Here is a 22,576-nt window from a genome sequence, read left to right as displayed (position 1 = left end):
ACCGCTCTCTAGACATGCTTCTCATTCCTGCGCATCTTGGAGCAATGACCGAGAACACCCAAGATAAGAATGATAGTGGTTCAAGTCCGGTCGGTCGCGGCGGTGCAGGCGTCTATATTGAAGGCGAGCTAGGTGCCTTCTATCTGCTGGCGATGTTGGCGCGCGCAGAGCCTCGCGGCCTACCCGGGAACCAATTCGAGTGCGTTCGCTTCCAAGGCGTCGAAGAAGGCTTCGCCCTCGACGACATCGTCATTCATGGCAACACAGAAGCGGGTCCCTCACTCCTTGAAATCCAGTCGAAGCGCACGGTCAGATTCTCGCCTAAGGACAGCGTATTTGAGGAGGTCTGCCAGCAGATTGCCACGGCCGCAGTAAGCTCCGAACTGAGCGATGATCGTCACCAGCTGGCAGTTGCTACCCAGCGTACCAGCTACAAGATATCTGGCCCCTATCAGGACGTACTCTCCTGGTCACGCGCGGTCAACACAAGCGCGGCGTTCTTCAACCGGCTAAATGCCAAAGGCGTCGCAAGCCCTGACATGCGCGAGTTCGTGAACAGCTTCCGGACCAATCTGGTCGCTGCAGGCATTGACGACGATGATGACGTGATCTGGCGCATCATTCGTCGTTTCCAAATTCTCGAGTTCGATTTCGAGTCGAGCGCGCCGCTGGTACGTACCTACGTACTTGACCGGGCGCGCCTCGTTTTGGCGCAGCAAGACAACGCAAAAGCTGATGTGCTCTGGAGCACGCTGATCGAGATCGCACTCGAAACTGCCAAGGCAGGTGGCTCGCTTGATCGCGAGACGCTTCGCAAGAAGATCGTCGACAAAGGTCTTCGTTTTGCCGGCGATCTTGAATTCGCCGTCGCGCGCACAAAAGTCGACGAGATGGCCCGCCACGCACTCGCCGAGATCGGCGAGACTGTCGCGCACATCCATGTGCCGCGCACTACTGCGGTCGCGGCCGTCACCGAAGCCCGCGACAAACATCGTTATTTAGAGATCCGCGGCGGACCAGGTGTCGGCAAGTCCGCTGTCCTCCGTCATGTTGCGGACCAAGTGCTCCGCGAGGCCCGCGCGATCGTGCTCGATCCGCTCAGAACACCAGCGGGGGGTTGGGCCCAGGTGGCACTGGTCCTGGGAGTTACAAGCACCGCCCGCGAATTTTTGAACGATTTGGCCTCGAGCGGTGGCGGCGTCCTCTTCATTGATAGCCTCGAGATGTTCATCGATCCGAGCCAGAGGATTACGGTGAACGACATTCTTCGTGAAGTCGCTAAGATCGATGGCTTTTCGGTGATCGTGACGGCGCGGACCGAGTTTGATCGCGACGAGGCCAACTGGCTTGACGATGACGCAAGGTCGGTGCTTGGCTATGGCGAACCCGTCAACGTCGGCGATCTCTCCGAGGACGAGATCGCCTATCTCAAGGAACAAGCGCCCGAGCTGCGAACTCTGCTCTGGACGGGTCATCCAGCAGCAGCCGTAGCGCGCAACCTTTATCGGCTGTCGCGCCTCCTTATGGTCAAGGATGCTGCAGGCGTTCGCACTGAAGCCGCGCTCGCCGAACACTGGTGGCGCACGGGCGACGGCGAGATAGACGGGGACGTTCGCGCCCGCCAACGTATTCTGGCCTCCCTCGCCGATACGGCGCTGGCAGGCCAGGATCGTATCGAACTAAGTGAGGACTCGGATGCGAGAACCCAGCTTCTGGCCTCGCTCAGCCTTAGTGAGCCCAGGCGCGATCAATTCACGTTCTATCATGACGTGCTGCGCGACTGGGCAGTGGGCATGCGTATCCACGAAGCACCCGATCTTTGCGACAGCATCAACCTATCAAGGCCTGCGCCGCCCAATCTTGCGCGCGGCATTGAGATGGCGGGCAGGTTGGCACTTGAGCGCAGCGAGGACGGCGCCGAATGGCTGTCTCTGCTCGAACGGCTCTCGCCGGAAGGCTCACATGGGTCATGGCGGCGTAATGCGTTGTTAGCAATCGTCCGCTCAGAGCTATCGCTAAACCTGCTCAACAAGCTCTCGTTTTCGCTTCTCATCAACGGCGGCGCACTCCTTGTGGAGATCACGGGCGCGATAGTAGCGATCGACACCCTGCCGCTCAAAGATCTGATTGACACTGTCCCCTTGGAAAGCGGCCAAGACACGCCTGGGCTTCCCGAGTCACTACGCGGGGCAGTTACGCTGGCGGCTCCTCTCGTCCTAAGCTGGTGTGTCTCCCACATCGATGAGATCCCATTGCAAGCCCTGGTCGGGGTAGTCAAGCTCGTCGAGGTCTTCCTGTACTTCCCAGCGACCATGCCTACTCTTATTGGTCCGGTCGCAAAGATGCTGCATCACTGGCTCATGCGGCTGGACTGTCGTGATGTCCAGGACGTGATCAGCTCCGATCCCAACGCTGAGCCTCTCTCTCATCGCGAGGTTAACCGGCTCACTGAGAACTTGCGACAACTCTTCCTATCGATCGCTGCGCATGCGCCCGGCGAGTTGCGAACCTACTTGGCGGCCATCGATCCCGACCGTGAATACCGTAAGGTCAATGAGATAAGGCGCTTTAGTCAGACGTTCGCCTCGGCCGCACCCAAGGAGTTGGCCGTATTGGTCGAGAATTCGCTGCTTCAGGGCACCGACCGCAAGGAAGACCTCCGCAACGGACGTGAACGCGCCTTCAACCTGTCCGATACCTCCTACCTGCCGCCCTCACCTGCCCAAGGTCCGTTTCTGGATTTGCTGGAAAAGAGTCCCGACGTTGGGCTCAGGTTGATCCGGCGGTTGACGAGCCACGCATTGAGCTTCCACACAGGTAACTGCGAGCCAAGCGACAATGGCTTCACGCTCAAGTTCGAGACCAATTCGCGATTCTTTCCCTGTGAGGAGAGCTACTACTGGTCGCGCGGCGAAGCCCAGAACTATTCCGTCGCCTCTGGGCTTATGGCTCTAGAAGCCTGGGGCCATGCGCGACTCGACGCGGGCGAGGATGTCGATAACGTCCTAGCCGATGTATTGGGGCCAGAGGGCAGCTGTGCGGCCTACCTACTAACCGCAATCGACTTGCTGCTGTCGCACTGGCCAAAGACGCGCAAAGCCATGGTCCCGTTCGTTTCGTGCCCCGCTCTGCTCGCGGCGGAGCGCGGACGCCAAGCACGTGAAAGACTCAATATGAGCGCAATTGACCTGAACCAAGAGCCTTATGGCCGGGTGCGCCTCGAAGACCTTCGCAAGCGACCTTCCCGAACGACGACGTTAGAGGACGCTTTGCCATACTTCGCTGTCGACGATGAAGAATCACAGACGGTGCATGCGTATTTGATTGAGGCTGTCAAACGACTGGGCCCGTTCAGCGACCATGCCGATTTTGGCGACGCCGCCTTTATGGGTTTCCATGCCGCCAACATGACCGATCCCACGAATTGGGTCACAGTTGGTAGCGAGCGACGCTACAATCCGCCACAGTCGGAGGTTGACCACATTACGAAGTTGGACAAAGCGCGCGCCGCGGTGGTCCGCGAAGCCAATATCAGTTCAATAGTGAACCTCGCGACCTTGGATCGCGCGCAGAGTTCTGCCGATGTTGCACGGCAGTTAGTAGAGTTTGCAGCCGGCAACCTCCCCGAAGACACCGACACTGATTATCTTAAGTCTCGCTCGACGCAGCTTGCCGCGATTGCGATGATCGCGGCACGTGACGGCGATGAGGCACTCCTTGGCGCCCATCACAGATGGATCCGTGCAGTAATCGAACGCACGCTAGATGAGGCGATCGAACCCAGTCACTATCGGCATGAGCGCCTCGATCACAATCGGCTTGGACTTGCGACCAGCGCGCTAATCCACCTGTGGCATAGGCAGCGTAACGACCCTGATCGCGGTACCTTGCTAGCCATTGCTGCTCGGAAAAACCCGTCAGCGGCACCGGCATTCGCTGAGGCTCTGGATGAACTTATTGCAACTGACCCTCGCTTCCCCAAAGCAGTGCTACGCGTAGCGCTCGGTACAAGGCGCGCGCACTGGCATCGCTGGGACGTGGATAAAGCACGCATTGAGGAGCTGGAGCAGGAGTATGCTGATCTTCAGAAACGAATGATCGACGCCGAAGTTGCTTGGCTGAATGGCGGTGTCGAGCCCGCGTGGCCAGAGTTCGTGGACCGCCAACCGCTTGTCCGACGCGGCATCACTATTCCCCCGGACAGGGCCAACGCTCTCGACGAGGATACCAATGAGGCACCGCACGGTGACATAGAGGCGGAACCCGAAATAGAGATGTATGTCGACGCGAACGCGGCAGCGGTGTGGCTTGGCGCGATTACAGGAGAGCATAAAGCGGAGATCGAAAGCTGGTTGCCTGACATCGTCGAGACTTATGCCGGTTGGACTGTGCGGGCCAATGGCCACGGATTGCCTGCGGAGGCCGAGATCGACCACGAACCAACAGAGTGGAATCTCAAGTTCTACGACATCGCCGTCCGCGTCATTCTCGACGCCCCGGAGAATCGTTTCAGCCAATTCCTTAGTGAGCTTGAGAGGCTGCCGGATCAGTCTTTTTGTGACGTCGCAGTGATACTGCTCCGTAGCCTCGATTTGTTGTTCTTTAACTTCTCCCCCCGGTCCGATAACAGAGCGGAGCGCGTGCGCAGCGCGGTGGTCGGCCGCACCATGGCGATGCGGGAATGGTCATATCGGCCGCGTAGGGGAGATCATTCGATCGAATCCCATTTTGGCCCGCTGGTCGGGACACTGTTCTTTAACAGTCACAATCCGTTCGCCGTTACAAGAACGTACCTTGTGCCTGCAGTCTTTGAGCGGGTCGATACCATGTTGGACACACTGCGACCTTTACTTACTGGCGGTCCTACGACGTTCATCGCTCTTTGCACCATGAATACTCTGATGGTTTCGCCATGTGCGCGTCATGCCGACTTTCTTCTCACAGCCGTCGACGCCTGGCTTGAGCGTCTCCCGACAGACAAATCCCTTTGGATTGACATTGGCATTGGGCGACGCGTCGTAGAATGGCTGGAAGCAGCGGCTGCAGATGATACGGCCTTATTGTCCGATGGCCATCCTCTCAAGAGCAAGATCGAGCAGATATTAGACCGACTCGTCGTCCTTGGCGTATCGGAGGCATATGAGCTTGAGCGCAAGATGTAGAACACTGCTCGGAAAGCGCTCTTGTTGAGCGCTGCTTTAGATCGGACTCGAACTAGAGTCAGCGGAGTGTTGAGATCTGTCGGGTCCAGCGTCAGGTCGGTGAAGAGCGGCTGGTGGGCGCGTTGGGAACAGGCCTGGCTCGGGCAGAGGGGACAGTTGATGCCGATGGGGGCGAAGGGGGCCGGGGCTGTAGCCGCCGCGCCAGCCGCATAGCTTACCCCCCACGCCCCGTCTTCTTCGTTTTCGTGGTGATCACCGGCGTCAGCGGGGCGGCCTGGCCGGGGAGGGGGACGGTGGGCATTTGGAATTGGGCGCTTGGCAGGTGCGGTTTCGCCGGGAGCTTGGGGCCGCTGGCGGTCTTGCCTGACACCGCTGCGCCCTCGCCGCGGATGGTGGCGAGCAGGGTGCGGTGGTCGGGCAGGGCCTTCACGGCGGCGTCGATGGCGCGGCGGGTCTGCTTCACGTAGTCGCGCCAGGGGGCCGGGCGCAGCACGACGCCGCCGTCGCGCGGCGGGGCGGCGTAGCCGGTCTCGTAGACCTGCTTGCCCAGCATCACCGCGTGATAGACGCGGTAGGAGAACAGCGACGAAAACGTGAGGTCGTAGCGCGTCGGGACGGCGTGCTTCCAAAGGTCCAGGTTGGCGGCGAGGGAGTCGGGCACCTCGAGGTCTTCGCGGGCGTCGATCCAGTATTGGCTGTCCGTGCGGTTGCCCAGCGCATAGTGCAGGCAGATGAAGTCGCGCACCTCGTCGTAGAGCTGGGTGGCGATGGTGTTGTAGCGCGCACGGGTGGGCTCGGCGAAGTCCTTGTCCGGGAAGTAGGCGAGCAGCCAGCGCGCGCTCATCTCGATCATGTAGATGGCGGTCGATTCCAGCGGCTCGATGAAGCCCGACGACAACCCGATGGCGACGCAGTTCTTCACCCAGGGCCGGCGCGTGCGCCCGACCCGCATGGGGATGAAGCGCGGCGTTGCGTCCTTGGCCGCCGCGCCCAGCTGCGGGGCCAGATGCTCCAGCAGCTCGGCGCCCGCCTCGTCGTCGCTGCGGTGGGCGCTGGAGAAGACGTAGCCGGTGCCGACCCGGCTGTAGAGCGGCACCCGCCAGACCCAGCCGGCGCCCAGCGCCGTCGAGCGGGTCAACGGCTCGATCCTCTCCGGGTCCGGGTGGGGGATCTGCACCGCCGCCGCGCGGTCGTTGGCGAGGTACCGGGAATAGTCGACGAAGGGTTCGCCCAGCGCCTTGTTGATGAGGAAGCCGCGGAAGCCGGTGCAGTCGATCACCAGCTCCACCGGGTGGGCGCCGCGCTGCTTCAGGGTGAGGGCGGTGATGAAGCCGCGCTCGTCGGTTTCGATGTCCTCGACGTCGTCGCGGATGTGCTCCACCCCGCGCGCGACGCAGACCTCGCTCAGCAGCTCGGCGAAACGCCCGGCGTCCAGGTGATAGGCGAAGCCGGCGCCCTGGGTGAAGGGCTTGGCGTCCAACGGGCGCGGCCCCTTGAGGGCCAGGCCCAGGTCGAGCGCCGGGGAGACGACGCGGGAGAAGTCCTGCCCGCCGGCGCCGTACTTCAGGAAGTAGTGGGCGGCATCGACGCCGCCGATCACCGGCGCCTCGTTGAAGGAATTGATGTAGGCGATGCGCTTGCCGTTCTTGTCGACGTTCCAGTTGTCGAACAGCACGCCCAGCTTGAAGGAGGCGTTGCAGTGCTTGAAGAAGTCCTGCTCCGGGATGCCCATCTGCTGAAGCAGCCGGGGCATGGCCGGCACCGTCGCCTCGCCGACGCCAACGGTGGAGACGTTGGGCGACTCGATCAGCGTGACCTTCCGCGCCTCGCTGTTTCCGCCACCGTCCTTTGCCTGGGTCCTGAAGGCCGTGGTCAAAATCAGCGCCGTCAACCAGCCGGCCGTGCCGCCACCCACGATGGTGACGGCGGTAATCCGCTCGCCCATGATGTCTTTCCCCCCTCCGGACAGGCTCTTCTGCGGCTCGACTAATTGAACCGTGGTGCCTTCCTGGCCAGCCCCTCCTAGCCAAAACGTCCGAGCGTCAGCTTGCGCCTGTGGCAAACCTGGGTCAACGGGCGAGCCGCCATGGCCGGCGGTTCTTTCGGGGGATGGCCGATCGAGGGGTGCTTTGGCTTTGAGGCGGCGCGGTTTTTTGCCAGACTTAGGATCGGACCTGGTTCTTTCCGTCCGCCGCAGCAGGGGGAGCGCGTGCGATGACTGCATCTTTTCTTCAACCCGGCCGTGTCGCGGTGGTGACCGGCGCGGCCTCCGGCATCGGCCTGGCCGCCTGCAAGCGCTTCGCCGAGATGGGCCTGAAGACCGTGCTGGCCGACGTCGAGGCGGCGGCGCTGGAAGACGCGGCGGCTGCGGTGGCGGCGCTGGCCGCGGGCGGCGCGGAGGACGTTCTGGCGGTTCCCACCGACGTCGCCTCCGAAGACGCCATCGCCGCGCTGGCGGAGGCCACCGACCAGCGCTTCGGGCGCTGCGACATCCTGATGAACAACGCTGCCGTTCGGGTCTCCGGCGGGGCGCGCGAGGATCTGGGCGACTGGCGCCAGACCATGGCGGTGAACTTCTGGGCCGCGGTGGTGGCCGAGCGCGCCTTCCTGCCGCGCATGATGGCGCAGGGGGAGCCGGCGGCCATCGTCAACACCGGCTCCAAGCAGGGCATCACCAATCCGCCGGGCAACACGATCTACAACGTCACCAAGTCGGCCTTGAAAACCTACACCGAGCAACTGCAGCACCGCCTGCGCAACACCGAGGGCTGCCAGGTCTCGGCCCACCTGCTGGTGCCCGGCTGGACCACCACGGGTAAGCGCGAGCACAAGCCCGGCGCCTGGCTGCCGGAACAGGTGATCGATGTCATGCTGGAGGCGTTGGACCGCGGCGACTTCTACATAATCTGCCCGGACGACGAGGTGACGGCGGAGATGGACCACAAGCGCATGCTCTGGGCCGCCGGCGACATCATCGAAAACCGCCCGCCGCTGTCGCGCTGGCACAAGGACTGGGCCGACAAGTTCGACCGGGGCTGACGCCACACTCATGTCCACTGCGCCCATGTCCGAGACCCAACCGCCGACCCGCGATCTTCCTCTCGACCCGCTGCAGACGGGCTTGCTGGTCGTCGACATGCAGAACTTTTGCGTGCGTCCCGATGGCGGCGAAATGGCGCTGCTGTCGCCTGAGACGGACGAGATCGACTACGGCGCCTACTTCCGGCGCCTGGAGGAAACCACGGTCCCGAACATCCAGCGGCTGCAGGCGGCCTGCCGCGCCGCGGGGGCGGAGGTGCTCTACACCACCATCGAAAGCCTGACCCTGGACGGGCGCGACCGCAGCCTCGACTACAAGATCAGCGGCTTCAACATCCCCAAGGGCGCCTGGGAGGGGCGGGTGGTCGACGAACTGACGCCCGGCGCGGACGAGATCGTGCTGCCGAAGTCCTCCTCGTCGGTCTTCATCTCGACCAACATCGACTACGTCCTGCGCAACCTCGGTGTCCGCCAGCTCGTCATCTGCGGCATTCGAAGCGATCACTGCGTGCAGAGCGCGGTGCGCGACGCCTGCGACCTCGGCTACCTGGTGACCCTGGTGCGCGACGCCAGCACGTCTTTCAGCGAAGACGTCCACCGGACCGCGCTGGGGACGCTGCAGGGCTACTGCCGGCTGGCGACGACAGACACCCTGCTGGCCGAACTCGCGGCCGGGGCGCCGAAGGCGGCACGGTAGGCGCTGGGGGCGACTTTCACGCTGCGCAGGAAGGCGCGGCGCATCCGCTCTTCGTTGCCGAAGCCGCAGGCCCGGGCCACCGCGGTGACCGATTGGGCGGTGCCTTCCAGCAGCGCCTTGGCCGCGTCGATGCGCATGGCCTCCACCGCCTTGGCCGGGGTGCGGCGGGTCACCTCCCTGTAATGGCGGGCGAAGCTGCGAGGGCTCATGTGCACGCGCTCGGCCAGGCGCTCGACTCTCAGGTCGGCCGCGAGGTTATCGGCCATCCAGGCATGCAACGCCTCGAAGCGGCCCGTGGCGTCGGCACACTGAATGGTCAGCAGGCTGCTGAACTGCGCCTGGCCGCCGGGCCGCAGCATCGGCATCACCAGGCGCTTGGCGGTCCGCAGCGCCGCCGGCCGGCCCAGATCCTCCGCGACCATGGCCAGCGCCAGGTCGATCCCGGCGGTAACACCGCCAGAGGTCCAAAGGTGGCCGTCCTTTATGAAGATCGGATCGACCTCTACAGCGATATCGGAATAAAGGCTGCGCAGCCGCGCGCAGGCACTCCAGTGGGTGACGGCACGGCGACCGGCCAGCAGGCCGGTAGCGGCGAGAATGAAGGTTCCGGTGCAGACAGCACCGACGCGCCGGCTGCGGCCGGCAAGGCGGGTGACGCCATTCACCAGCTTGCGGTCCTGCGCCGGGCTTTCCGCATCGTCGCCGCCCATCACCAGCAGCGTGTCGATGGGCTGCCGTTTGAGGCTCGCGAAGGGACGGGCCGGCAGCGCCACGCCGGTGTCTGCCAAGACACCGCGGGCGCGCGCCGCGATCAGGAAGCAGTCATAGGCAGGGCCGCCGTCCGGCAGGAGGGCATCGGCAAAAACCTGCATCGGACCGGCGACATCCAGCAGGTTCACGCCGTCGAAGACGACGATGGGAACGGTTCTCTGGGAGACAGGCTTGTGTCGGGAAGTCATAGCGATGAGCGCGTGGCGCGGCTTGAGCAGTCTGCCATGGGTGGCGTGCTGCCGCCATACCACCGATACGCCCTGTTCTGGCCGGAAAGGAGGGGCGATTGACCTTCGTCGAAAGGCAGGGTTCGGCTAGAGCATGCTTCAGCGCCGCCGACCCGCACCACGAGGAGGGATTTTTATGGCGGCACCAGGGTCAGCACCGGGGCCAGCACCAAGAATTGAGGTTGCCTCCGGCAGAGATCGACAGAGGACGCTCGACACGCTGACACTCGGGTTTGCCGCCGACCCGATGGCGCGCTGGTCCTGGCCCGACCCGGAGGTTTATCTCAAGACCATGCCGCGCTTCGCGGCGGCGTTCGGCGGCGCGGCCTTCTCTGCCGGCTCGGCCTGCATCGCAGAGGGTGGCAAGGCGGCGGCGCTCTGGCTGCCGCCCGATGCGATGCCGGACGGTGCGGCCATCGAGGAGATCTTTGCGGAGACCGTGGCGCAGAGAATCGCCGGCGACGTCGCTGCCGTCTTCGCCTTGATGGACGACTATCACCCCCGGGACCGGCCCTGCTGGTACCTGCCGCTGATCGCGGCCGACCCGACCCATTGGAACACCGGCCTCGGGTCCGCTATCCTGACTCAGGGTCTCGCACGGTGCGATGCTGAGGGCTGTATCGCCTATCTTGAAGGCACCAGCCTGCGCAACGTCGCCCTCTATCAGCGGTTCGATTTCAGGGTGATCGGCAAGATCCAGGCCGGCTCGTCGCCCATCCTCTACCCGATGATCAGGGAACCGAAGCCATAGCGGCGGCGCCTGACAAAGCTCGCCGTGCCACGCCGGGCCGTTTGCAGCCTTGTTCTTGAGCGTTCCGACTAAACACATGACGGCGGGTTGACAGCCGGCGCCCGGCAACCAATGATTAACGCAGTAGCCAGGGGAGCTCCGGCAAGGAGTTGAGAGGCCGATAGGGTGCTGAGAGGCACCGGCGCGGCGACCCTTCGAACCTGATCCAGTTAACGCTGGCGTAGGGATGGCTGGAAGCCGGCACCCGCCAAAGGTCTCCAGGCCCGCAGAAGGTCTCAAGACCGAAGACTCCAGAAAGCGAGTCCGGCCCCAAGAAATCCTCACAGCCGATGCGTGAATTGGGTCTCTCGACGACCAACGAGGGAGAGCCAAATGAACGCCGTTTCCCCTGATACCCAGAACAAATCCGACATCAAGACGGATCGTGCGCCCAGCATCACCACCGGGCCGCTGCCGTCGTCCCGCAAGGTCTACGAGCCTGGGGCGCTGCACCCGGACCTCCGGGTGCCCTTGCGCGCCATCGACCTGCATCCGACGGCCGAGGAGCCGCCGGTGGTGGTCTACGACAGCTCCGGTCCCTATACCGACCCCGCGGTGACGACCGATATTGCCGGCGGCCTGCCCCGTCTGCGCCAGTCCTGGATCGAGGCGCGCGGCGACGTCGAGCGCTACGACGGCCGTCATGTGAAGCCGGAGGACAACGGCTTCGTCGGCGCCGACAAGGAGACGCCGGCCTTTCCTGTGCGTCACCAGCCTCTGCGGGCGCAGGGCAATGGCGCCGTGACGCAGCTTGCCTATGCCCGCGCCGGCATCGTGACGCCGGAGATGGAGTTCATCGCCATCCGCGAGAACCTGGGCCGCGCCGAACTGAAGGAGAAGATGGCGCGCGACGGCGAGAGCTGGGGTGCCAGCATCCCCGACCATGTCACGCCGGAATTCGTGCGCGACGAGGTGGCCCGCGGGCGCGCCATCATCCCCGCCAATGTGAACCATCCGGAAATCGAACCGATGATCATCGGCCGGAACTTCCTGGTGAAGATCAACGCCAACATCGGCAACTCCGCGGTCACTTCCTCGATGGCCGAGGAGGTGGACAAGATGGTCTGGGCGATCCGCTGGGGCGCCGACACGGTGATGGACCTTTCCACCGGCCGCAACATTCACAACATCCGCGAATGGATCATCCGCAACAGCCCGGTGCCCATCGGCACGGTGCCGATCTATCAGGCGCTGGAGAAGGTGAAGGGCATTGCCGAAGACCTGACCTGGGAGGTGTTCCGCGACACCCTGATCGAACAGGCCGAGCAGGGCGTGGACTACTTCACCATCCACGCCGGCGTGCGCCTGCATTACATCCCGCTGACGGTGGAGCGCACCACCGGGATCGTATCGCGCGGCGGTTCCATCATGGCCAAGTGGTGCCTGCACCATCACCAGGAAAGCTTCCTCTACGAGCACTTCGAGGAGATCTGCGACATCTGCCGCGCCTACGACGTGTCGTTTTCCCTGGGGGACGGCCTGCGCCCCGGCTCCATCGCCGATGCCAACGACGCGGCGCAGTTCGCCGAGCTGGAGACCCTGGGCGAACTGACGAAGATCGCCTGGGACCGGGACTGCCAGGTGATGATCGAAGGGCCCGGCCATGTGCCGATGCACAAGGTCAAGGAGAACGTCGACAAGCAGCTCGACGCCTGCGGCGAGGCGCCCTTCTACACCCTGGGGCCGCTGGCCACCGACATCGCGCCGGGCTACGACCACATCACCTCCGGCATCGGGGCGGCGATGATCGGCTGGTTCGGCACCGCGATGCTGTGCTACGTGACGCCCAAGGAGCATCTGGGCCTGCCCGACCGCGACGATGTGAAGACCGGCGTCATCACCTACAAGATCGCCGCGCATTCGGCCGATCTCGCCAAGGGCCATCCGGCGGCGCAGGTGCGCGACGACGCGCTGTCGCGGGCGCGCTTCGAGTTCCGCTGGGAGGATCAGTTCAACCTCTCCCTCGATCCTGACACCGCACGCTCCTTCCACGACCAGACCCTGCCCAAGGAGGCGCACAAGGTGGCCCACTTCTGTTCCATGTGCGGGCCGAAGTTCTGCTCCATGCGCATCTCTCACGACATCCGTGCCGATGCCCGCAAGCAGGGCATGGCCGAGATGGCGGCGCGCTACCGCGACGGCGGCGATCTCTATGTCCCGGCGGAGCGGGCAGGCGACGCGGCGGAGTGACCGCCATGGCGGAAAGGCAAGTGATCACGGTGGTCGGGGGCGGTGTTGCCGGCCTCTGCGCCGCCGTGGCGCTGCGCGAGCGCGGCCATCCGGTGACGGTGGTCGAACGCGGGCTCGGTCCGGGACGCCAGTCCTGTTCCTGGTATGCCGGGGGCATGCTGGCGCCCTGGTGCGAAGGCGAGACGGCGGAGGAGCCCGTCGTGCGCCTGGGGCAGGAGGCGATCGGCTGGTGGGCCGACCGGGTGCCGGGGGTGGAGCGGCGTGGCTCCCTGGTGCTGGCTGCGGCGCGCGACGGTCCCGAACTGGACCGCTTCGCCCGGCGTACGGCCGCGCAGCCCGGCGTGCACCACCTGCTGAACGACGGCGGCATTGCCGCCCTGGAGCCGGCGCTGGCCGGGCGCTTCACGCGCGCCCTCTACTTCCCACAGGAAGCGCATCTCGATCCGCGGGCGGCCATGGCTGCGCTCAGCCGCCGCTTCTGCGGCCTGGGCGGGATCATCCGCTACCGCACGGAAGCCGACCATCTGCCGCGCGGCCTCGTCGTCGATGCCCGTGGTTTTGCGGCCCGCGATGCGCTGACGGATCTGCGCGGCGTGCGGGGCGAGATGCTGATGATCCGCGCCCGCGACGTTCGGATCACCCGGCCGCTACGCCTGCTGCATCCCCGCCACCCGCTCTATCTCGTCCCGCGCGACCCCCCGAACCAATTTGAAGGCCTCTACATGCTGGGCGCCACCCAGATCGAGTCGGAGGACCGCGGCGGCGTCACCGCGCGCGGCGTCGTCGATCTGCTGAATGCCGCCTATGCCCTGCATCCCGCCTTTGCCGAGGCGGAGATCGTCGAGACCGGCGCCGATCTGCGTCCGGCCTTTCCCGACAACCTGCCGCGCCTTCGCCGGCGCGGCCGGCGGCTCTACGTGAACGGGCTGTTCCGGCACGGCTTCCTGCTGGCCCCGGCCTGCGCACGCATGCTGGCGGAGGTTGTCGCCGATCCAAGCTTCATACCGGAGATCATGGATGAAGATCATCGTGAACGGTCGCCCGCGTGAGGTGACCAGCGCCTCGCTGGAGGCCTTGCTGGGCGAGCTCAGCTTCAAGAACAAGAGCGTTGCCACGGCGGTCAACGGTGCCTTTGTGCCGCGCACCGCGCGGGCCACCGTGGTCCTGCGGGAGGGAGACAGCCTGGAAGTGCTCGTCCCCATGCAGGGAGGGTGAGGGCGATGAATCTCTATGGCGTCGATCTTACCGCGCGTCTGCTGCTGGGGACGGCGCAGTACCCGTCGCCCGCTATTCTGGCGGAGGCGGTGCGCGTCTCGGAAACGCAGGTCGTCACCGTCTGCCTGCGCAGGGAGGCCGCGGGCGAACGTCAGGGCGAGGCCTTCTGGTCGCTGATCCGCTCCCTCGGCGTCCGCGTGCTGCCCAACACCGCCGGCTGCCACAGCGTGGCCGAGGCGGTGACCACCGCCCAGATGGCGCGGGAGGTCTTCGGAACCCCCTGGATCAAGCTGGAGGTCATCGGCGAGAACGATACGCTCTGCCCGGATGTTTTCGGGCTGGTGGAAGCGGCACGCATTCTGACGGAGGAAGGGTTTGCCGTCTTCCCCTACACCACCGAGGACCTGGTGGTCGCGGAGCGTCTGCTCGCCGCAGGCTGCCGGGTGCTGATGCCCTGGGGCGCGCCCATCGGCACCGCGCGCGGCCTCAACAATCCTTACGGCCTGCGCAGCCTGCGCGCCCACTTTCCCGACGTGCCCCTGATTGTCGACGCCGGTCTCGGCCTGCCGTCCCAGGCGGCGCGGGCGATGGAGCTGGGCTACGACGCCGTTCTGCTGAACACCGCGGTCGCCAAGGCCGGCGATCCGGTCGCCATGGCGCGGGCCTTCGGACAGGCGGTTGCGGCAGGGCGGCAGGCCTACGAAGCCGATCCGATGGAGCCGCGCGACATGGCCGCGCCCTCCACCCCTGTTCTCGGAAAGGCGGTGCTGGGATGACCGTTGCCCTCGACCGCTTCTACCTGATCGTCGACAGCGCGGCCTGGATCCGGCGCCTCGTTCCCCTGGGCGTGAAGCTGGTGCAGTTGCGCATCAAGGACCCGCCGGAGAATGTTCTGCGCCACGAGGTGGCTGCCGCCAAAGCACTTTGCCGGCGTCACGGTTGCCAGCTCGTGGTCAACGATCACTGGCAGGTCGCTATCGATACCGGCTGCGACTTCGTCCACCTCGGCCAGGGCGATCTTGCGAACGCGGACGTGGCGGCGATCCGCCGCGCCGGTCTGCGCCTGGGTGTCTCCACCCACGATCATGCCGAGCTCTACCGTGCCCTGCTGCACGATCCGGACTACGTGGCGCTGGGCCCGGTCTATCCGACCGTCCTGAAGAAGATGCCCTGGGCGCCCCAGGGCCTGGAGCGGATCGGGGAGTGGAAGGAGATGATCGGCGCAAGGCCGCTGGTCGCCATCGGCGGGCTGAACCCGGAGCGCCTGCCGGGGGTCTTCGACGCCGGCGCGGACTCTGCTGCGGTCGTCACCGACATCACCCTCAATCCGGACCCGGAAGCGCGGACCGCCGAATGGCTGGCGGCGACCCGCGTGCCCGCCTAGGTCATGGCGCTGCCCGTCATCGTCATTGCCGGCAGCGATTCCAGCGGCGGCGCCGGCCTCGCGCGCGACGTTGCTACCATCACGGCGCTGGGCGGGTCGGCCCGCCCGGTGGTCACGGCGGTGACCGCGCAGACCGACGGCCGCGTGACGGCGGTTGAGCAGATGCCGGCGTCCCTGGTCGCCGCCCAGCTTGAGGCCGCGCTCGAGACCGGACCGACCGGCGCCGTCAAGATCGGCATGCTGGGCGCTGCGCAGGCGGTGGAGGCGGTCGCCGCCGTGTTGTCCGCCTGGCCCCGGCTGCCCGTGGTGCTGGACCCGGTGCTGGCGTCGTCCTCCGGCGTCGAACTCCTGGACACTGCGGGCCGTGACGCCATGAAGCAGGAGCTGTTGCCGATCGTCGAGATCCTCACCCCCAATCTGCCGGAGGCGGCACTGCTCGCCGGCCTTCCGGCGGCCTCCACGGCGGCGGAGATTGCGGCCCAGGCCGAAGCGCTGCTCGCCTGCGGGCCGCGCGCGGTGCTGATGAAGGGCGGCCACGCCGAGGGGGCGGAGGCGGTTGACCGCTTGTTCGCCGCCGATGGCAGCCTCCGCTGCTTCGCCGCGCCGCGCGCGCCGGTCAGCCTGCGCGGCACCGGCTGCACACTGGCCAGCGCCCTTGCCGCGGGCCTGGCCGCCGGTCAGCCGCCGGCGGCGGCCTGCGAAGCCGCGAAAGCCTTCGTTCAGCAGCGCATCGCCTCGGCAGGTTAGGTGCGGCTGCGGCGGTTCCTCTTCTTCGCCGGTTTTGCCGCCTGCTGGGCCAGCGCCTTCAGGCTCAGGCCGTCGAGCTGTGTCTTGATGGCAGCGGTGAAGTGCGGCACGGCGAAATCGGCGAAGGCTTTCACCCGCGCGGGCAGCAGGCGGCGGTGGGGATAGAGGATGCTGAGGGCAACCGGGTCCGGCGGATGGTCGAGCAGCACAGGCACCAGCCGCTCGCTGCGCAGATGGTGGGCCACCTCCCAGAGCGGCTTCAGCACGATGCCCCGGCCCTCCAAGGCCCAATCGGTGAGCACGTCGCCGTCATCGGCATCGAAGCGGCCCTGGACCGACAGCGTGCGCGGGCCGCCGTCCGACTGCAGAGTCCAGCGGTATTGCTGGGAGCCGGCGAACCGCAGCAGCAGGCAGTTGTGGTCCAGGAGGTCTTCCGGCGTCGCCGGCCTGCCGGCATCGGAGAGGTAGGCCGGCGCGGCACAGAGCAGCCGCTCGCAGTCCACCACCTTGCGGGCGATCAGCGAGGAGTCGGAGAGGATCGCCATGCGCACGGCGACATCCACCGACTCCGTCAGCAGATCGATGATGTGTTCCGAGAGCCTCAGTTGCAGGGTCACCTGCGGGTGGGCCGCCTGGAAGACCGGGACCAGGGGCGCGAGGATGCGGCGGGCAAAGCCGAGCGGCGCAGTCACGCGCAGCGTTCCCTGTGGTGCGCCGCCGGCACCGGCGGCGACGTTCTCCGCCCGCTCCACCGCTGCCATCACGTCCTGGCAGGCCTGGTAGAAGGCAAGGCCCTGTTCGGTGGGCTGCACCCGCCGTGTCGTGCGGTTCAGCAGGCGTACCCCGAGATGCGATTCCAGGGATTGGATCCGATGGCTGACGACGGCCGGGGAAAGACGGAGCTGCCGCCCGGCCGCTGACATGGAGTCCTGCTCCACCACGCTCACGAAGACCCGGATGTTTTCCAGCAGGGACATGGCCGCCTCACACTTATGCGGCTATTTTATTCGGGATTTTTTGAAAGTGATAGGGCAAGCCTTTCAATTCCTTGAAGGCTGCGCCTTCGCTAGCATAGCGAGGCGGCTTTGAGCGGCTGAAAACCGAGCAGGGGGTTCTGGAATGGTGACGGTGGCCTGGGAATGGCTGGATCTGGCGGTGCGCTGGCTGCACGTCATCGCCGGCATCGCCTGGATCGGCAGCTCGTTCTACTTCATCGCCCTCGACCTCAGTCTGAAGAAGCGCGAGGGCCTGCCGGAGGGCGCCGGCGGCGAGGCCTGGCAGGTCCACGGCGGGGGCTTCTACAACATGGTGAAGTACATGGTGGCGCCGGCGCGCATGCCGGACCAGCTCACCTGGTTCAAGTGGGAGGCCTATACCACCTGGCTTTCCGGCTTCGCCCTGCTGATCCTGGTCTATTACCTGCAGGCCGAGCTCTACATGATCGACCGCTCGGTGCTGGACCTCACGCCCTGGATGGCGGTGGCCGTTTCCGTCATCGGCCTGGCGCTGGGCTGGGTGGTCTACGATCTGCTCTGCCGCTCGCCCCTGGGGCGCGACGACAACCGCCTCGCCCTCGTCGGCTTCGTCTTTCTGGTGGCGCTCAGCTATCTCTTCACGCTGGTCTTCAGCGGGCGCGGCGTCTACATGCAGATGGGCGCCCTGATCGGCACCATGATGGTGGCCAACGTCTTCCTGGTGATCATCCCGAACCAGCGCAAGGTGGTGGCCGACCTGATCGCCGGGAAAGAGCCGGACCCGAAGCTGGGCCTGCAGGCCAAGCAGCGCTCGCTGCACAACAACTACCTCACCCTGCCGGTCATCTTCGTGATGATCTCCAACCACTACCCGCTGACCTTCGCCAGCCGCTGGAACTGGGTGATCCTTGCTATCGTTCTGGTGATGGGGGCGGTGATCCGACATTTCTTCAACACCAAGCACAAGGGCGGGAAGGAACCCTGGTGGACCTGGGGTGTCGCCGCCCTGGGGCTGGTCGCCATCGTCTGGCTGAGCGCCCAGCCGGCGACGCCGGTGGGGGAGGCGACGGTGCCGCAGGGCTACGAACTTGCTGATGTTGAAAACGTGGTGCTCGCACGCTGTTCCATGTGCCACGCCGCCGAACCCCTGTGGGAGGGCATCGCCGTGGCGCCCAAGGGCGTTCTGCTGGAAACGCCGGAGCAGATCCGCAAGCACGTACGGGGGATCGAGACCCAGGTGCTGCTGAGCGGCGCCATGCCGCCGGGCAACATCACCGAGATCGAGGCGGAGGAACGCCAACTGCTCGCCGCCTGGATCGCCGCCGGCGCCCCGGCCTGGTAGGCAAGCTTCCATGATTGCCACGCAAGATCTCGCCGCTTCACCCCCCACCCCAACCCTCCCCCGCAAGGGGGGAGGGGGTGTTCACAGCAGCCCTGAAACACTCTCCCTCCCCCTTCGATGGGGGAGGGTTGGGGTGGGGGTGACACCCTTGCCGCCAATATCTTTCGGTCGCAATGCGCCTACGGTGCCGCGGCTATGACTGCTTCCTCACGCGCCGTCCGTGGCCGTCTGCTCAGTTTCCGCGACGATCCCGCAGTGGTCGGGGCCGAAGGCTACGACTTCATAGAGGACGGCCTGGTGCTCATGGTCGAGGGCCGGATTGCCGACGTCGGCGCGGCGGAGGAGGTGATGCCGCGCCTCGATGCGGCCACGCCCATCGACCATTATCCCGATGCGCTGATCTTGCCGGGCTTCATCGACATCCACATCCACTATCCCCAGACCCAGGTCATCGCCTCCTACGGGGCGCAGCTTCTGGACTGGCTGGAACGCTACGCCCTGGTGGAGGAACAGCGCTTCGCCGAGCCGGAGCACTGCGCGCAGGTCGCCGCCTTCTTCCTCGACGAACTGGCGCGCAACGGCACGACGACGGCCATGGTCTATTGCACCGTGCATCCGCAGTCGGCGGAGGCCTTCTTTGCAGAGGCCCATCGCCGCAACGCGCGCATGCTGGCCGGCAAGGTGCTGATGGACCGCAACGCGCCGCCCGACCTCAGCGATACGGCGGAACAAGGCTACGCGGACTCGAAGGCCCTGATCGAACGCTGGCACGGAGAGGGCCGTCAGCTCTATGCCGTCACGCCGCGCTTCGCCGTCACCTCGACGGAGGCGCAGCTCGAAGCCGCCGGCACGCTGCTGAAGGAGTTTCCGGACTGCTACCTGCAGACCCATCTGAGCGAAAACCATCGCGAGATCGAGACGGTTCGCGCGCTCTTTCCCTGGGCGGAGAGCTACACCGGCGTTTACGAGCGTTTCGGCCTGCTGGGGCCGCGCTCGGTCTTCGGCCACTGCATCCACCTGGAGGACAGCGAGCGGCCCCTGCTCAGCGAAAGCCGCTCGGTGGCGGCCTTCTGTCCGACCTCCAATCTCTTCATCGGCTCCGGTCTTTTCGATCTGGCACGGGCGCAGGACCCCGCCATGCCGCTGCGTGTCGGCCTGGCCACCGATGTCGGCGGCGGCACCAGCTACTCCATGCTGTCCACCCTGGCGGAGGCCTACAAGGTGCTGCAACTGCAGCACCAGAACCTGCCGGCGCTGCAGGGCTTCTACAGGATCACCCTGGGCAACGCCCGCGCCCTGGGACTGGAGGACAAGATCGGGCGCCTGGCCAAAGGCGGCGAAGCCGACATCGTGGTGCTGGATGCGAAAGCGACCGCGGCCATGGCGCACCGCTATGCGCGGGTGGAGACCTTGGAAGAGGAACTCTTCCTGCTCATGACCCTCGGCGACGACCGCGCCGTGCGCGCCACCTACATTGCCGGCGATCCGGTCCACAGCCGCCAGGACGGCTGATCCGCTGCCTGCCCGGCAGCGGTCCCCTGGATATCACAACCTTTTGTAGATATTAGCTTTTTCTGCGTCTTGATTGGCGATGTCGCCGTCCCCACGTCCCGCTGACACCAATGCACCGCCGGGTCGGGGCGGGCTGACTATCAGACAGGATGGACGACATGGAACGCAGCCGTACTCCGGTTCTAGAACAGCCCAGCGACCGCCGCGCCTTCGGGCGGGTCATGGCGGGTATGGGCATCGGGCTGATGACCCTGGGCCTTGCCGCCTGTTCCGGCGTGCAGAGCCGGCCGCGCGATCCCAATCGCAAGCCCTTCTGGGAACGCAACGAACAACGCGACGACTGATCGGCACTTCGCCCTAGCGGCCCCAGGTCAGCGGCCCCAGGTCAGCGGCCCCAGGTCAGTGCAAGGGGGTTCAGGCTGCGGGCGATCTCCAGCAACTCGGCGCGGGTCGCCGGGTGCAGGGGGAAGGTCGGATGGCGCACGAAGTCCGACCTGATGACGCCGCCTTCCATCATCACCGTCTTGGCGGCGCGCCAGCCGCACTGGCGGTTCTCGAAGTTGATGAGGGGCAGGATGCGGGCGTAGCCGGCGGCGGCCTCGGCGCCGCGGCCCTCGTGGTGGTCGACCACCACCGGCCGGATGAGATCGGGCAGGGTGGCGGACGACATCGTGCCGGTGGCGCCGGCGTTGAGGTCGGCCATCAGGGTGATGGACTCCTCGCCGTCGAAGGGTCCTACGATGGCCTCGCCGCCGGCCGCGATGAGCGCGCGCAGCTTGGCGGCGGTCTGCGGCGTCTCGATCTTGAAGTACTGCAGCAGGGGAATGCCCCGGGCCATGCGCACCAGCAGGTCGATGGAGAGGGTCACCCCGGACAAGGGTGCGTCCTGAACCATCACCGGCAGGCCGCCAGCTTCGGCCGCGCGGGCGAAGTGCTCATAGATACCCGTCTCGTCGGCGCGCAGGGCCGCCCCGTGATAGGGCGGCATCAGCATCACCATGGCCGCGCCCAGGGCGGCGGCCTGCCGGCAGCGCGCCTCGACGATCCCGGTTGAGAAGTGAGAGCAGGTGACGATGACGGGCACCCGGCCGCCGACATGCTCCAGGCAGAGCCGGGTCAGGGTTTCGCGCTCCGCGTCCGACAGCAGGAACTGCTCGGAGTAGTTCGCGAGGATGCAGATGCCGTCGACCCCCTGATCGATCATGCAGTCCAGCACCCGCTTCTGCCCGTCTAGATCCAGGCCGCCGGCCTCGTCGAAGGGGGTGGGGGCGACGGGCCAGACCCCGCTGTAGACCTCAGAGGATGTCATGGCTTCCGTCTCTCCCTTCATGATTGCAGGCGCTCTTTCGTGTTGGCGCCGTGTTCCGCCGGCCAGGCGATGATAGGGGCGCGCGGAGGGGCGTCAATCCTGGCATACCACCGCTGGACATTAACCGCCGATCAGGGAAAAATCCCCAACTCGAAAAGACACGACAGGCGCGGGCGCCGAAAGCCCGCGCGCCAACGGGAGGACACCATGAAGACCTTGGGGAAGAAGACCGCCCTTCTGGGCGCCGCGGCCGTCGCGGCCTTTCTGGCGGCGGGCGCCGCCGCCCAGGCGGATACCGCCATCCGAGTGACACTGCAGCTTCCGGAGACCCATCCTCTGGGCGTGAACCTGAACGCGTGGAAGGGCTGCGTGGAAGCGCAGACTGACGAGCTGGATATCCAGATCTTCCCCTCGGCCCAGCTCTACAAGGACAACCAGGTGCCGGAGGCTGTCGGCTCCGGCGCCATCGAGATGGGAACGGCCTCGCTCACCCGCTTTGCCGGCTCGGTCCCCGCGGTCGACGCCGTCTACGTGCCCTTCCTGCTGGACACGCCGGAGAAGGTGGCGAAGTTCACCGCCCCCGGTTCGCCGGCGCGGGCGGCCATCGACGACGCGGTGCTGCGGGAAACCGGCGCGCGCATTCTCTGGTGGCAGGCCTTCGGGCGGACCATCTATCTCTCCAAGGACCCGATCCGCGTACCCGACGACATCAAGGGCAAGAAGGTGCGTACCTTCGGCAAGCTCCTGGGCTGGACCGCCGAGGCCCTGGGCGCGGCGCCGACGCTGATGTCCGGGTCCAAGCAGTTCCTGGCCTACCAGCAGGGCGCGGTGGATGCCGGCATCACCGGCCTCACCGGCGCCAAGTCGCGCAAGCTCTACGAAGTCATGGACTACATGACCCTGACCTATGACTCGGATATCGAGTTCGTTGCCGTGATGAACGACGAGGTCTACCAGGGCCTTTCCGATGCCAACCGCAAGGTCGTCGACGACTGCGGCGCCAAGGTGGAAAAGGAGCTGCGCGACAGCGTCTTCGAGATCGAAGCGGAGGCGCTCGCCTATCTGCGCGACAAGATCACTGTGATCGAGCTCACCGACGAAGAGCGCGCGCAGTGGCGCGAGGCCACCGCCGCCGTCGTCGACCGCTTCGTCAGCGAAGGCGGTGAGACGGCGGCCAAGGTCGTCGAAGAGGCGCAGAAGTTCTGAGCAAGATCCCA

At 65.8% G+C, this 22,576-nt stretch carries 18 protein-coding genes and 1 riboswitch; of the genes, 14 read left to right on the top strand and 4 right to left on the bottom strand.

The window, feature by feature from the left end:
• Window positions 1-44 precede the first annotated feature (44 nt).
• Window positions 45-5,162, top strand: a complete 5,118-nt coding sequence (locus Q0982_RS02485; RefSeq protein WP_299391413.1) for a hypothetical protein — start codon at window positions 45-47, stop codon at window positions 5,160-5,162.
• 214 nt (window positions 5,163-5,376) lie between these two features.
• Here Q0982_RS02485 and Q0982_RS02480 read toward each other — a convergent pair whose 3' ends face one another.
• A complete protein-coding gene (locus Q0982_RS02480; protein ID WP_299391411.1) occupies window positions 5,377-7,107 on the bottom strand; it encodes a tryptophan halogenase family protein in 1,731 nt (576 codons plus the stop codon).
• Window positions 7,108-7,376: 269 nt separating this feature from the next.
• Here Q0982_RS02480 and Q0982_RS02475 point away from each other — a divergent pair, with 269 nt between their 5' ends.
• On the top strand, window positions 7,377-8,201 hold the full coding sequence (locus Q0982_RS02475) for an SDR family oxidoreductase (protein ID WP_299391409.1): 825 nt from the start codon (window positions 7,377-7,379) through the stop codon (window positions 8,199-8,201).
• Window positions 8,202-8,211: 10 nt separating this feature from the next.
• A complete protein-coding gene (locus tag Q0982_RS02470; RefSeq protein WP_299391408.1) occupies window positions 8,212-8,898 on the top strand; it encodes a cysteine hydrolase family protein in 687 nt (228 codons plus the stop codon).
• On the opposite strand, the gene Q0982_RS02465 is transcribed toward Q0982_RS02470, so the two are convergent.
• Complete coding sequence (locus Q0982_RS02465) at window positions 8,826-9,857, bottom strand: GlxA family transcriptional regulator (protein ID WP_299391406.1); 1,032 nt, start codon at window positions 9,855-9,857, stop codon at window positions 8,826-8,828. The two genes, Q0982_RS02470 and Q0982_RS02465, sit on opposite strands and share 73 nt — an antisense overlap.
• 286 nt (window positions 9,858-10,143) lie before the next feature.
• On the opposite strand from Q0982_RS02465, the gene Q0982_RS02460 reads away from it, so the two are divergent.
• From Q0982_RS02460 to Q0982_RS02430, 7 genes are all read left to right on the top strand, one after another.
• Complete coding sequence (locus Q0982_RS02460; protein ID WP_299391404.1) at window positions 10,144-10,647, top strand: GNAT family N-acetyltransferase; 504 nt, start codon at window positions 10,144-10,146, stop codon at window positions 10,645-10,647.
• Between the two features lie 119 nt (window positions 10,648-10,766).
• Window positions 10,767-10,892, top strand: a riboswitch (TPP riboswitch).
• Between the two features lie 127 nt (window positions 10,893-11,019).
• On the top strand, window positions 11,020-12,876 hold the full coding sequence (thiC, locus tag Q0982_RS02455; protein ID WP_299391403.1) for a phosphomethylpyrimidine synthase ThiC: 1,857 nt from the start codon (window positions 11,020-11,022) through the stop codon (window positions 12,874-12,876).
• Window positions 12,877-12,881: 5 nt separating this feature from the next.
• A complete protein-coding gene (locus Q0982_RS02450) occupies window positions 12,882-13,925 on the top strand; it encodes an FAD-dependent oxidoreductase (RefSeq protein ID WP_299391401.1) in 1,044 nt (347 codons plus the stop codon).
• On the top strand, window positions 13,894-14,091 hold the full coding sequence (gene thiS, locus Q0982_RS02445; RefSeq protein WP_299391399.1) for a sulfur carrier protein ThiS: 198 nt from the start codon (window positions 13,894-13,896) through the stop codon (window positions 14,089-14,091). Before Q0982_RS02450 ends, thiS begins: the two co-directional genes overlap by 32 nt.
• A gap of 5 nt (window positions 14,092-14,096) precedes the next feature.
• Window positions 14,097-14,867, top strand: coding sequence for a thiazole synthase (locus tag Q0982_RS02440; protein WP_299391397.1), 771 nt, complete (start codon window positions 14,097-14,099; stop codon window positions 14,865-14,867).
• Window positions 14,864-15,475: a thiamine phosphate synthase gene (locus tag Q0982_RS02435; RefSeq protein ID WP_299391396.1), complete on the top strand. Its 612-nt coding sequence runs from the start codon at window positions 14,864-14,866 to the stop codon at window positions 15,473-15,475. Before Q0982_RS02440 ends, Q0982_RS02435 begins: the two co-directional genes overlap by 4 nt.
• A gap of 3 nt (window positions 15,476-15,478) precedes the next feature.
• A complete protein-coding gene (locus tag Q0982_RS02430; protein WP_299391394.1) occupies window positions 15,479-16,222 on the top strand; it encodes a hydroxymethylpyrimidine/phosphomethylpyrimidine kinase in 744 nt (247 codons plus the stop codon).
• Here the strand turns inward: Q0982_RS02430 and Q0982_RS02425 are convergent.
• Entirely contained in the window at window positions 16,219-17,199 is a 981-nt protein-coding gene (locus Q0982_RS02425; RefSeq protein WP_299391393.1) for a LysR family transcriptional regulator, read from the bottom strand. The two genes, Q0982_RS02430 and Q0982_RS02425, sit on opposite strands and share 4 nt — an antisense overlap.
• Before the next feature lie 142 nt (window positions 17,200-17,341).
• On the opposite strand from Q0982_RS02425, the gene Q0982_RS02420 reads away from it, so the two are divergent.
• The 3 genes from Q0982_RS02420 to Q0982_RS02410 all read left to right on the top strand — a co-directional run bounded on the left by Q0982_RS02420 (window position 17,342) and on the right by Q0982_RS02410 (window position 20,394).
• Entirely contained in the window at window positions 17,342-18,538 is a 1,197-nt protein-coding gene (locus Q0982_RS02420) for a urate hydroxylase PuuD (protein ID WP_299391391.1), read from the top strand.
• 195 nt (window positions 18,539-18,733) lie between these two features.
• Entirely contained in the window at window positions 18,734-20,050 is a 1,317-nt protein-coding gene (gene guaD, locus Q0982_RS02415; protein WP_299391390.1) for a guanine deaminase, read from the top strand.
• A gap of 158 nt (window positions 20,051-20,208) precedes the next feature.
• Window positions 20,209-20,394: a hypothetical protein gene (locus Q0982_RS02410; RefSeq protein ID WP_299391388.1), complete on the top strand. Its 186-nt coding sequence runs from the start codon at window positions 20,209-20,211 to the stop codon at window positions 20,392-20,394.
• Between the two features lie 41 nt (window positions 20,395-20,435).
• On the opposite strand, the gene Q0982_RS02405 is transcribed toward Q0982_RS02410, so the two are convergent.
• Entirely contained in the window at window positions 20,436-21,359 is a 924-nt protein-coding gene (locus Q0982_RS02405; RefSeq protein WP_299391387.1) for a dihydrodipicolinate synthase family protein, read from the bottom strand.
• Window positions 21,360-21,566: 207 nt separating this feature from the next.
• On the opposite strand from Q0982_RS02405, the gene dctP reads away from it, so the two are divergent.
• Entirely contained in the window at window positions 21,567-22,565 is a 999-nt protein-coding gene (gene dctP, locus Q0982_RS02400; RefSeq protein WP_299391385.1) for a TRAP transporter substrate-binding protein DctP, read from the top strand.
• Window positions 22,566-22,576: the final 11 nt, after the last annotated feature.

It is taken from the genome of Pelagibius sp., assembly GCF_028281305.1.
Taxonomy (GTDB): Bacteria; Pseudomonadota; Alphaproteobacteria; order Kiloniellales; family Kiloniellaceae; genus Pelagibius.
The sequence above is the reverse complement of the archived record's forward strand: the minus strand, read 5'-3'. Positions and strand labels throughout refer to the sequence as shown.